This is a genomic window from Acinetobacter sp. ABJ_C1_1 (assembly GCF_044684115.1).
Taxonomy (GTDB): domain Bacteria; phylum Pseudomonadota; class Gammaproteobacteria; order Pseudomonadales; family Moraxellaceae; genus Acinetobacter; species Acinetobacter nosocomialis_A.
Genome location: NZ_JBITPU010000006.1, coordinates 20,063 through 32,210 on the forward strand (window position 1 = coordinate 20,063; position 12,148 = coordinate 32,210).

At 36.6% G+C, this 12,148-nt stretch carries 13 protein-coding genes and 1 pseudogene; 8 read left to right on the plus strand and 6 right to left on the minus strand.

The features are described 5' to 3' along the window. Positions 1–14: 14 nt before the first annotated feature. Positions 15–1,187, minus strand: coding sequence for an isovaleryl-CoA dehydrogenase (locus ACG59Z_RS09195; RefSeq protein ID WP_400198918.1), 1,173 nt, complete (start codon positions 1,185–1,187; stop codon positions 15–17). A gap of 144 nt (positions 1,188–1,331) precedes the next feature. Between ACG59Z_RS09195 and ACG59Z_RS09200 the strand changes: the two genes are divergently transcribed. From ACG59Z_RS09200 to ACG59Z_RS09215, 4 genes are all read left to right on the plus strand, one after another. Then, positions 1,332–1,949, plus strand: a complete 618-nt coding sequence (locus tag ACG59Z_RS09200) for a TetR/AcrR family transcriptional regulator (RefSeq protein ID WP_400198920.1) — start codon at positions 1,332–1,334, stop codon at positions 1,947–1,949. Positions 1,950–2,058: 109 nt separating this feature from the next. After that, positions 2,059–3,753, plus strand: a complete 1,695-nt coding sequence (locus ACG59Z_RS09205) for an AMP-binding protein (protein ID WP_400198922.1) — start codon at positions 2,059–2,061, stop codon at positions 3,751–3,753. Between the two features lie 71 nt (positions 3,754–3,824). Further along, the gene (locus ACG59Z_RS09210) at positions 3,825–4,496 is read left to right on the plus strand and encodes a class I SAM-dependent methyltransferase (protein WP_400198924.1); all 672 of its coding nucleotides are present in this window, start codon (positions 3,825–3,827) and stop codon (positions 4,494–4,496) included. Between the two features lie 241 nt (positions 4,497–4,737). Beyond that, entirely contained in the window at positions 4,738–6,021 is a 1,284-nt protein-coding gene (locus ACG59Z_RS09215; protein WP_400199075.1) for a DcaP family trimeric outer membrane transporter, read from the plus strand. Positions 6,022–6,067: 46 nt separating this feature from the next. Here ACG59Z_RS09215 and ACG59Z_RS09220 read toward each other — a convergent pair whose 3' ends face one another. Next, positions 6,068–7,306 (minus strand): SGNH/GDSL hydrolase family protein, encoded by a 1,239-nt coding sequence (locus tag ACG59Z_RS09220; protein ID WP_400198925.1) that lies wholly within the window; start codon positions 7,304–7,306, stop codon positions 6,068–6,070. Between the two features lie 111 nt (positions 7,307–7,417). Between ACG59Z_RS09220 and ACG59Z_RS09225 the strand changes: the two genes are divergently transcribed. After that, positions 7,418–8,323: a LysR family transcriptional regulator gene (locus tag ACG59Z_RS09225; protein WP_400198927.1), complete on the plus strand. Its 906-nt coding sequence runs from the start codon at positions 7,418–7,420 to the stop codon at positions 8,321–8,323. Between the two features lie 4 nt (positions 8,324–8,327). On the opposite strand, the gene ACG59Z_RS09230 is transcribed toward ACG59Z_RS09225, so the two are convergent. Further along, positions 8,328–8,615, minus strand: coding sequence for a hypothetical protein (locus ACG59Z_RS09230; RefSeq protein ID WP_400198928.1), 288 nt, complete (start codon positions 8,613–8,615; stop codon positions 8,328–8,330). Between the two features lie 969 nt (positions 8,616–9,584). Between ACG59Z_RS09230 and ACG59Z_RS09235 the strand changes: the two genes are divergently transcribed. The 3 genes and pseudogenes from ACG59Z_RS09235 to ACG59Z_RS09245 form a co-directional block, all read left to right on the plus strand. Continuing rightward, positions 9,585–9,731: a hypothetical protein gene (locus tag ACG59Z_RS09235; RefSeq protein ID WP_263613471.1), complete on the plus strand. Its 147-nt coding sequence runs from the start codon at positions 9,585–9,587 to the stop codon at positions 9,729–9,731. Positions 9,732–9,996: 265 nt separating this feature from the next. After that, entirely contained in the window at positions 9,997–10,425 is a 429-nt protein-coding gene (locus ACG59Z_RS09240) for a hypothetical protein (RefSeq protein WP_343569479.1), read from the plus strand. An 83-nt stretch (positions 10,426–10,508) separates the two neighbouring features. Further along, a pseudogene (locus tag ACG59Z_RS09245) lies at positions 10,509–10,589 on the plus strand (hypothetical protein); the annotation flags it as partial. A gap of 69 nt (positions 10,590–10,658) precedes the next feature. Here ACG59Z_RS09245 and surA1 read toward each other — a convergent pair. The 3 genes from surA1 to ACG59Z_RS09260 all read right to left on the minus strand — a co-directional run bounded on the left by surA1 (position 10,659) and on the right by ACG59Z_RS09260 (position 12,052). Continuing rightward, positions 10,659–10,976, minus strand: a complete 318-nt coding sequence (surA1, locus tag ACG59Z_RS09250) for a surface antigen protein 1 (protein ID WP_000132044.1) — start codon at positions 10,974–10,976, stop codon at positions 10,659–10,661. 104 nt (positions 10,977–11,080) lie between these two features. Next, a complete protein-coding gene (locus ACG59Z_RS09255) occupies positions 11,081–11,287 on the minus strand; it encodes a hypothetical protein (protein ID WP_263613473.1) in 207 nt (68 codons plus the stop codon). Positions 11,288–11,572: 285 nt separating this feature from the next. Further along, complete coding sequence (locus tag ACG59Z_RS09260; RefSeq protein WP_400198930.1) at positions 11,573–12,052, minus strand: CinA family protein; 480 nt, start codon at positions 12,050–12,052, stop codon at positions 11,573–11,575. Between the last annotated feature and the right edge of the window lie 96 nt (positions 12,053–12,148).

Sequence of the window (12,148 nt, forward strand, 5' to 3'; positions counted from 1 at the left end):
CTTATTTATAATTATTATTTGGTTTCATTGAAGAGTTCGCGGCCAATCAGCATGCGGCGAATTTCAGAAGTTCCGGCACCAATTTCATAAAGTTTTGCATCGCGCCATAAGCGACCAGCAGGGAATTCATTGATATAACCATTACCGCCTAAAGTCTGAATTGCTTCACCAGCCATCCACGTTGCTTTTTCGGCAGCATATAAAATGGCACTTGCAGCATCTTTACGTAGGCTGCGGTCATGATCCGCTTTGTCGCAGGCAGCACCAACAGCATAAACGAGTGCTTTACATGCCAACCAAGTTGAATACATATCGGCAAGTTTGCCTTGCATAAGCTGGAACTCACCTAAAGCCTGACCAAACTGTTCACGTTGATGTAAATAGGGAATCACCACATCTAAACAGGCATCCATAATGCCTAAAGGTCCAGCACTTAAAACTGCTCGTTCATAGTCTAGGCCGCTCATGAGTACTTTTGTGCCGTTACCGACACCGCCGAGTACGTTTTCAGCAGGGACTTCTACATTGTCAAAAAACAGTGGGTAAGTGTTAGAACCACGCATACCGAGTTTGTCTAAATGGTTACCGTGACTAAAGCCTTTCATGCCTTTTTCAATTAAAAAGGCAGTCATCCCTTTTGCACCAGCTTGCGGATCAGTTTTAGCGTAAACCACCAATACATCTGCATCACCGCCGTTGGTGATCCACATTTTTGAACCATTTAAAACGAAGTGATCACCTTTTAGCTCTGCACGTAATTTCATGCTAACCACATCTGAACCCGCATTTGGTTCAGACATCGCAAGGGCACCTACATATTCACCAGAAATCAGTTTTGGTAAATACTTTTGTTTTTGCTGTTCGTTACCGTTACGGTTAATTTGGTTTACGCATAAATTAGAATGAGCACCGTAAGACAACCCAATGGCTGCCGAAGCACGAGAAATTTCTTGCATAGCAATAATATGAGCTAAATAACCCATATTGGCACCGCCATATTCTTCAGAAACCGTCATGCCTAGAAGGCCCATATCTCCGAATTTTTTCCAGAGATGTGCAGGGAATTTGTTGTCTTGATCAACTTGTTGGGCAATTGGTGCAATTTCTTTTGCACAAAATGCGGCTACCGAATCTTGAAGCGCAATTAAAGTTTCATCTAGACCGAAATTCAAGCTGCGTAGGTTCATGATATTTTCATCCTATTGGTTATATTTGTTGTCCATAAAATATTTTGTGGGTATTTGATAATTACCATACAATGATTTTTTGAAAAAGTGAATACAGATTCATAAAATGATTTACAATTCATTTTATTTGTTAGAGAATAAATTATGAGCTATAAACGATCATCTTTAATGCAAGAGCGGATGGAGCAAAATCGAAAGTCAATTTTGAGTTCAGCCAGAAAAATAATTTCAGAGGGAGGATTTAAGGACGCGCAAATACAAACAATTGCAGAGCAAGCAGGTGTATCAAGTGGACTGGTTTATCGCTACTTCGATAATAAAAGCCAAGTGCTAATAGAAGTTTTGTCTGATGCCATTAATACAGAGCTATTGGTGATTGATTCGATTACCGAAAGTGATTTATCGGCAAAGCAGAAATTACACAAGGCGGTGGCAACCTTTGTAAAACGGGCACTCAATAGTCCTCAGCTTGCATATTCACTCATGTTTGAACCCGTCGATTCAACGGTTGAACATGAGCGTTTTCGTGTGAAGCAATTGATTAAACAAAGTATTAAAAAAATACTTGCGGATGGAAATGCAAGTGGTGAGTTTGTCTTGGATGATTTAAACACGGCAGCACTTTGTGTAGTCGGTGCCATGACCTATGTGGTGGTTGAACCCCTAGACCCAGCTCAAAATACAAAGTTTGATCTTGCGCACAAAGACTATTTTTCAAAACAGATTGCTGACTTTTGTGTAGATGCTGTGCAGAAGAAATAGGGCATATAAAGGATAAACATTACAAAGTAGGCGGTTTGGAAAAGTAGTTGCAGTAACAACAATTAGATCAGGTAAGAAGAGAATTAGAAGAATCAAGGAGAATGATTCAATGCAACAAGAACGGTTAAGCTACGCCTCGGGACCAAGCACACAGCCCTTATTGGGTATGACCATTGGTGAACAATTCGATCAGGCCTGTCGGCAATATGCTGAAAAGGAAGCCATCGTCAGTTTTCATCAAAACAGACGATTAACCTATAAAGCTTTACAGGATGAAGTAAATGCTTTTGCGTGTAGCCTTTTAAAATTGGGATTAAAAAAAGGAGATCGATTAGCCATCTGGTCGCCTAACTGTGTGGAATGGACGGTTACTCAATTCGCAGCTTTTAAAGCAGGAATTATTTTAGTTAACTTGAATACTGCTTATAAAAGCCATGAACTTGAATATGTATTGAATAAAGTCTCATGCAAAGGATTGATTATAGCTTCTCAATTCAAAACCACTGATTACCAAGAATTACTCACAAAAATTGCCCCTGAGTTAACCACCTGTACAGATAAAGTGCTCAATTCAGAGCGCCTGCCACATTTAAAATTTGTGATTAAAATCGATGAACAACAACATACGGGAATTTATCGTTTTAGTGATTTAGTCACCACACCAACTTCTGAACAGCTAGAACAATTAAAACAGTTAGCGAAGCAACATCAGTTTGATGAAACCATTAATATTCAATTTACCTCAGGCACAACAGGTAACCCTAAAGGGACCATGTTGACCCATCATAATATTTTAAATAATGGTTATTTTGTCGGTGAAGGGATACGTTTAACCCCTCAAGATAAAGTCTGTATTTCTGTGCCTTTATTTCATTGTTTTGGCATGGTGATGGGGAATCTGGCGTGTGTGACGCATGGGTCAACCATGGTCTATCCATCGGCGGTATTTAATCCTTTAGAAACTTTAAAAGCGATTCATCAAGAACGTTGTACGGCAGCTTATGGCGTGCCAACCATGTTTATTGCCACCTTAGAACATGAACAGTTTAATGAGTTTGATCTGTCGAGTTTAAGAACGGGCATTATGGCAGGCAGTCCTTGTCCACGTGAAATTATGCAACGTGTCATAGACCGAATGCATATGTCGGAAATTACCATTTGTTATGGCATGACTGAAACTTCGCCAGTGAGTGTACAAAGTTCGGTAAATGATTCGATTGATAAACGAGTGAGTACCGTTGGACATGTTCATCCGCATGTTGAAATTAAAATTGTCGATTTAGAAGGGCAGATTGTTCCGCAAGGGACTTTAGGCGAGTTATGTGTTCGTGGTTATTCCGTGATGGCTGGTTATTGGGGTGAAGAAGAAAAGACCAAAGAGGTCATTGATTCAGCTGGCTGGATGCATACGGGTGATATTGCCGAAATGGACCGAGACGGTTTTATTAAAATCAAAGGCCGTATTAAAGATGTCGTGATTCGTGGTGGGGAAAATCTCTTTCCAAAAGAAATTGAAGACTTTTTATATACCCATCCAGATGTAAGCGATGTTCAAGTCATTGGCTTGCCAGATGCGAGATATGGTGAAGAACTCTGTGCTTGTATTATTTTGCATGAGCATCACCAAGTCGACGAAGACAGCATTCGCCAATTCTGCAAAGAACACATTTCCCATAATAAAGTGCCGCGTTATGTCCGATTCTTTAATGAGTTTCCAATGACTGCTTCAGGCAAAGCGCAAAAGTTTAAATTGCAGGAAATTATGCGAGCTGAACTTAATTTAAAGGGAAATGTCTTTGACTAAAGAAGTCAAAATTCCAGACAAAGTGCAGCAAACTATAAATTAAAAGGCAGTTTATAAAGGGATAAAACGAAATGGCAAAAGACTTTAATAGCCCAAAGGTAGTCGAAGGATATGACAAACATATTCGTAAATTAATTCCGGGTTATGAAGTCATCCATCTACAGGTGGATGCCATTTTGCAATCTGTGTTGAAACCTAATGCTCATATTTTAATTGTGGGCTGTGGTACGGGGTATGAACTCGAATATTTACTTAAAAGGCATCCAAACTGGAAATTTACAGCAGTTGACCCATCTTTAACCATGCTGCAAAAAGCACAGGAACAGGTTGAACTTTTAGATAAATCTTCACAAGTGACTTTTATTCATGGTGATACTTCAGCACTGCCTTTGGAACCATGTTTCGATGCTGCATTGTCTATTCTTGTAGCGCATTTTATTGCAGATGACATAAAACCTGTTTTCTTTAAGGATATTTATGATCGCTTAAAAGAAAAGGCAGTTTTGCTGACCTACGATTTAATGACGTGTGTAAATCCACAGCATCTTCACGCTTTACGTTATTTATGCTTGGCACAAGGTCTAACAGAAGAACAATGTCAAAAAATGTTAGAGCGTATGGCGGAGGACTTTTTTAGCCTAACCACTGAAGGATATATAAAACTTTTGGAAAAAACTGGCTTTGAAAGCATACAGACTTATACACAAATTTTGACTTATCAGGGGTTTATTGCAAAAAAATAATACTATTGGGGAATATAAATAAGGGGTTAAAACCGAATATTCTCAATGTGGATGAGAATATAAAAATGAAAAATTAAACAGTCGTTTTTGCTGCTTTAGGGAGGATGGGGCTAAAAATATGAGGGAAGATCTTTCTTGTGAAAGAGAGGTAAATTTTCAAGGATCTATTTTAGATAGGTACATAACAAAAAGGATGTCGAGATCTTTAAGTCTGTTTAAAGGTCTAAAGGAAAATTTCATGATGAAAGCTTTAAATACAATGGTTCAAAAAAGCCTATTGGCGGTTTCTGTGTCGTTACTTATGTCTTCTGCTTTTGCGGGTCAAATAAAACCTGAAATAGAGCAACTTCGCCAAGAAGTAAACGAATTACGGGCAATGCTACAGGCAGATATACAAACTCAAAAATCTTTAACCCAAGAAAAAGTAGAACAAGTCGCTCCTGTGGCTACTCAAGCTCCGCAATCTATACAGCAAGTATTAACTAAATCTGGTACAGAATTTAACTTATATGGATATATACGGGCAGATGCTTCTTATCAAATTAAGGGTGCATCTACGATGTATAACAATATTAGTGGGGTTCCACTTGAACATACGCCAGAAGAATCTGCCCAGAAGGACCAATTGCACAGTACGGTCTATGTAACTCGTTTCGGATTGAATTTTAAAACACCGACAACTGCTGGCGATGTGGGTGGAAAGTTAGAAATGGACTTCTTTGGAGCAGCCACTCGTGATCAGTTTCGGATACGTCATGCTTATTTAACTTTTGATAAATGGCTGATTGGTCAAACATGGTCGACATTTATTGCACCTGAATATTACCCAGAAACAATCGATGCAGGAACATTTGTAGGTAGTGCCTTGCTTAGATCGCCAATGGTTCGCTATAGCGATAACTTAACGGCAAATACAAGTTTTGCAGTATCAGTTGAAGACCCGAAATATACAGCGGCAACAGACCCAGATAACAAAATGCGTTTACCTGCTTTAGTGGGGCGCTTAAATCATAAATTTGCCAATGGTTCGATGCTTTCAGGCCGTAGTTTTGTTGCAGAAAAAAGAACGAATAATGACAGTGAATGGGCTTGGGGCGTAGGTTTCGGTGGTAAATACCAAATGACACCCGATACTTTATTTAAAGCCGATTATTACCATGTCAAAGGCGATGGGCGTTTCTTATTGTGGAGCAATAGTGGCTATGCAATAGATGAGCAGAACAACATGCATAGCAATGAATTTGATACGGTGTCTTTGGGCGTAACTCATCAATTTACACCGAAAATTCGCTCGACTTTAGCTTATGGCTATATGAAGGCCAAAGATGATAACCGTTTTGCCGAATTACAGCACAATAGCACGACTCAAAACAAACAGCTTTGGCAGGGCTGGGTAAATACGATGTATAACCCATACAAACCAATTACCTTAGGTATTGAGTATGTATATGGTGAGCGAGAAACTTTCGATGGTCGTAACGGGATTGATAACCGCTTTAACATGATAGCGAGTTACGATTTCTAAATAGTTATTCCCATCAGGTGAATAGGTTCACCTGATGGGGCAATTATTAATTTTTAATAATCTGGTCTAACTGTACCAATTCTGCCATGTGTTGATTACCGTGGTCATTGGGGTGTAAATGATCTCCTGAATCATAAATTGGATTTAACCGATCAGGATGTTTTGGATCTTTTAAATCTTCATCAAGATCAAGTACACCATCAAAGGTATGACTGGTTCTTATCCAGTGGTTAATGCGTTGACGTAATTGATCTTTATTAGGTTGATAGTAATTATCTAAAGGGGTATTCGGCAAAGCACCAGAAAACGGAAGTAAAGTTGCACCAATCACCTGAATATCTTGTTTGTGAGCTTCTCTCACAACACGTTGATAACCTTTAGTTAAGGCTTCAAAAGAAGGTATTTGCTGTTTAGGAGCAAAAGCTGTACCGGGCCATGAAATGTCATTGATACCAATCAAAACAATTAAAGTTTTAACACCTGAATATTGAAATACTTCACTGTTTAAGCGTTTTAAAACGCTATCGCCCATACCATCGGTATGTAATCGATTACCTGAAATTCCGCTATTAATCACTGCTACTTGGTGTGCTGATAAACGCTTAGCTAAAAAGTCGGTCCATCTGCTATTAGCATCTAAAGTCGCGGTTGCGCCATCGGTAATCGAGTCTCCAATGACTGCAACTACATGTGCTTTCTGTTTGGGTTTTACTTCTATAGCCGACAATAATAGTCGCGCCGTTGTGGTTTTGGCATCGGTTGGCGTAGTTAAATTTGTTGTTTGATTTCCAGTAATTAGCCAACTGGTTTGTTTAGCATCCCAATGGAAAGTTTTAAAAGTTGTTGGTTTTTGAATAAAGCTATTTATAACCAATTGAGTATGGTCGGGAACAGCTAACTTGATTGGGTCACTCACCAGTTGTTTGCCCGGTAAAATTTTTGCTTTAAGTTGACCAGAAAAATAAACAGGATAGGTGTTCTTAGATTTCAGGCTTGCTGCGTTCGCTAAACCAATTGTTGTTTGCTCAATATAAAGCGGTTGCTCGCCATATTGATTGGTAAAAACAAGCCGAACAGCTTCACCACCTAAACTAATTTGGCTTACCTGCCTAATTGTTTGGTTGGATATTTGCTCTGGAATAAGGGTTGGAAAAACGAAGTCTTTATTCCAGACTTTTTGAGGACTCGCAGACCAAGTGGTAATCCACTGATGCTTTGGTACTTCAGCTTGTGTAACGCTCGTAAATAAAGTTAAAGAAAATAGGGTGGCTTGATAAAGTTTCATCTCGTGAACTCTTTAAAACAAATTAAAGATATCTTGAAATAAATTGATGCCTTGTTATAGCGGGCTAAGCGGAATAAGATTTGTGAATACAATTCATAAATAAATTTTGTTATGTCTTATTTTGATATTAATCGATCTGGCGAGTTGGCAATTTTTATACGTGTGGTCGAGCTTGGAAGTTTTTCAGCCGTAGCAAGGGCATGTGATATGACGCCGTCTGCGGTCAGTAAGTTAATTTCCCGTTTAGAAAAAAGACTTGGTGTCAGATTATTGAACCGTTCAACACGTCAGTTCCAGCTTACGAGTGAAGGATGCCAGTTTTATGAGCAAGGTCTTCAAATACTCAATAATTTAGATGAACTTGAACAATCCGTTACCGCAAATCATATACCGAAAGGGCGAATTAGAATCCATACCAGTCTTTCATATTGGACTCACTTTTTATTACCGTGTATTTCCTTATTTAATCAGCGCTACCCACAAATTGAGTTAGAGGCTCATTTGAGTGACGAAGTCATTAATTTGGTTGAGCAAAGAATTGATGTTGCAATTCGGACAGGACCATTAAAAAGTTCCAATTTGGTGGCTCGCTCACTCGGTAGTACGCATAAAGTTTATGTATGTTCACCCGCATACATTGAACAGCATGGTTGCCCTCAACATCCAGATGAACTGCATGAACATCAGCTTTTAGATGTAAGTTATCAGCGCCAGAATAAAACTTGGCTATTTAAAAAAGCAGATCAGGAAATTAATCTAACCCCCTCTAGAGTTTTGAAAGTAAACCACGGTGAAGCAATTTTACAGTTGGTACTGGCAGGTGTTGGTATTGCTCAACTCAATGAATTTCAAATCCAAAAAGCATTACAGCAAAAACAACTCGTCAAAATTCTTGAAGACTGGAATATTCATGCTTCTGAAGAGTTTCATGCTGTTTGGATTGGTCATGATAAATATGTCCCTAATCGTGTACGTGCATTTTTAGATTTTTTGGTAGAGCATGCTCCTATAGGTTAGTACACTATTTTCTTGCGCTAAATTGGCACTGTTGCATTGTTTTATTCATGGTTTCTACAAAATTCATTTTGGTATCAATATTCTGTAAACTCACTTTGGGTAAGCTTTCTACAAACTGCGGTGAATAGTGCTGCTCTAACGAGTTATAAATACAATTGCACTGTGAAAGGTCATGTCCCGCCCACACACAACGCGTATTAAATTCCTTTTTACTCATAGGTCTACAGCCCATTAGATTTAAAACACTAATTGTAAGAAGGCTCACCAAAACAAAACGATAGAGAAAAAACATTATTGTTACTCTGCATAGGTTGTTGTTATCGTTAAGTGATGTTGATAGAAGTTCTAATCTTTATGATGTGGTTTTTGAATACATAAAACTTTTGATCCCAACTTATATAGATGGGTAAGCAAAAGAATTAAGTAAACAACTTTTGAACTCTAATATAAGGTTTTTATTTTAGAGGGATGAGTAGAGCGATCTCTAAAAAATGCCTGAATAAATAAAAGACGTCGAATATAAGTAAGATCAATAAGAGAATGTAAAAAATATAGAATAATAGTCATGAGTGACTCCTTGATTAAAAGAAGTTACGCCCACTCATTGCTAATCATTATGGTGGTGAAACGAAAGGGGGTTAGCAGACTGATACCTAAGAAACCAGCACACCCGAAGGTGTCCCACTCTCGTTCCTCCATCAAAGGCACGAGGGGCTTCACACCAAAAAACATGTTTTTAGTGCACTTAGGTAGACGGTCTGCTAAAACCGACTGACAAAATTTGTCAGCGCGAGCATCATAAGCTGAGCATTAGAGTGGGTCAATTGCAAAAATAAAAGATTGATTTATATAAATTGATATAAATATTTACCTGTTTTTATTTAGAAAATAGAAAAATTAAAAAATATTATATGACTATAACTAATTTTTATTTTACTGGCGGTGTCGTTTTTTAATCATATATATCAAATATTTATTAATTGTTTATTTATATAGTATATCAATACCGTTAATTAGATGTGTTGTTTGGCTAAACTATTTAATAATTCGATTTTTATAATTTGGGCTATGGAGTATATCCACTGCTTGCCAAAAAATAACCAAAATTTCAATTGCAAGAAATATAATTTTATTAATCATATTTTAGGGTTTTTACATAAGCTTGCATAATCTACAAAAGTTAAGAGAACCACTGCGGTAGGCCAACATAAGATAATGTTATTCATAAACCTACATTTTAATATTTATAAAGGTGATCTAAATGGTAAGAATCTTTTGTGCAGTGAGTATGGTGCTTGCAATTGCTATGGGTATGAGCGCTTGCCAAGACCGCAATTCAAGAAATGATGGAATGCATGAAGCAAGTGATCCTGCAGCACCTCATGATATGAATAGAAACTCACAATAATTAGTTTTTCTTAAAAAAAGTCTGCTTATTAAGTGGGCTTTTTTTATAGGTATTTTATCTAGGAAAGAAAGTATATTAAAAATTAAATAGATGAAAATATATTATTAATCAATTAATTATATTAAGTTTGTGGCCTGGGTGCTAGTGTTTCTGAATTGTTGCAAACTAAATATATCTTTTCAAAAAGTTAATAAAACAAACACAATAGCTTATTTATATTCATCCAAAATTCATTTTAGTAATAATGAACTATAAAGGTAAGGATATGCCCCAATATTTAAAAATAGCTGAGAAAATATATCAAAATGTTAAAGAAAAAAAGGGTTTTACGGATGAACCGATGGAAGATCTTAACAATTTGATGATTGAGCTCAGACATGAAATAAAGGGGACACAGCTTAAGCTTTTATATAATTATATTGATTTTGCTGAGCTGTTAATTAAGCCTTTACAAGAGTCAAAAATTAAATTGGATTTAAGTCTTATTCCTAAAAGTAAGAATACACAGGAGTTTGTACTTTGGCTTGCTGGTTTTATTGAGCGGATTACAACGGGTGGGCAAGAGAAATTACCTCCAATTCAGGCCAAAATTACTTTACCAGCTTATGCTTATGAGGAAACTTATCCTTCACAGAAAAAGCCGGTAAATAATGGCGAAGAAATAATTGAATATTTTAAGAAAAATCAAAATTGATTTTAACGAAAACCTGACTTGATGATTTAAGTCAGGTTTTTATTTTGATAAGCCAGTAATTATGGATATTCAAGTTGATATGTATGTTTGTGTATTTTACAGAGGGTACTTGCATTAACGATTCTGAGATTTATGGTGTCAAAGCAAAACGCGGGCAAAACAAAAACAATAAAAAAGCCTATTTCCCAGGGCCAATAGGAAATAAGCTTATAGCTTTGGACCGTTTGAGGATGTTAAATGTCATCCCATGCATCTTTAATGGCTTGTTTCGCGTGTTCCCATTTTAAGCGAGACTCAGCTTTGAGTTCTTCCCATTTTTGCTGCAAACTACCTTCCATGTCTTCAAACTGAGTTCCTTCCTTAGATTCAGAACGAGCCCGATGACCAAGTTCATAAGCAGCAGAAAAATCACGATCATAATCTAGATCTGGTGTTGTTAATTGCGCTTCTTGGTAATAAGGTCGGGTAAGATAGCTTTCACGCCAGCGAGAGTCAGAATAGTTATGATCGCCAGCTACTAATTGAGCATGATCTGTATTTTGATCTGTCATCAGAATTCCCTCATATTTTATTGAATTTTATGCTTATATTAGATTTAGGAAGGTGAATTCACCTTCCTAAATGATCGACCGCATCAAAGAACAACTACAAACAATTAACGTTGTTGGTTGTTATTTGAATTTTGTTGGCCAGAATCTTTTTGGTTAGATCCTTGTTGTTGGCCGCGGTTATCATTTTGCTGTTGCTGCTGATTATTGCGTTGTTGATTGTCTTGTTGCTGTTGGTTGTTACGAGAGTCATTTTGCTGTTGTTGCTGTTGCTGATTATTGCGTTGATTTGCTTGATTATTAGTAGTGCTCATTTTTAATTACCTCATATCAATTATGACGATGTGTTTTATCTGAGAGCTTCAGATAGGGTTATTAAAACATGTAGCTTTTAAATGTGTAGGGTAGGGGTGTTACCCTATATTTAAATGTAAATTTAAAAACTATCAATTTTAAATAACTTACTGATTTTTAGTGAATGTGTTTTTTAGTCCTAAACATTATTAATATGAATGTTTAAAAAATTACATTTCAGCACATAATATTTAAGAAAGATAATAAATATTTCCAAATGTATATTTGTTAACTTTTTATATAATTTAAGAGGCTTTTTCATCTAATATAATAAGTTTTATATCTTGAGTAATATAGTACGTCAATTTTCTAAGTTTTAAAAAGGCTGGTCCTTTTAAAACACGTCTAAAATTATAAAAATTGTTTTTATAATATATTGAATAAAAGAACGTTCCTACAGGTTTTTCCTCTGTTTCAGAACCCCCTTTTTTTAAGAGACCTGTGCAGGCAACATACAGGTCAGCATGCAAAAGCTCTTTTCCTTTTTTAATCATTTCAACAGTCACTTGCATCGATTCAGCTGTATATTTTTCAATAAGTTGCTCTGAAATGTGTAGGGTGTTTTCCTTTACACGAAGGTCATAACTTACCAGACTACCTATAAGAATATCTCCGGAATAAGGACTCAAAGAGAAACGATAAGCAAGATAGCCAGCAGAAGCGCTTTCAAAAAAAGCAATTTTAATTTTTTCATCTGCTAATAATTTGCAACATGAATTAAACATTTTAATTCTCCATTTAATTGTTTTTAAAATGTTATAAAACTATTTAACTGTTTGCTTTGTTATTTTTTTAATGTTTATAATTTTGATGGTGAAATT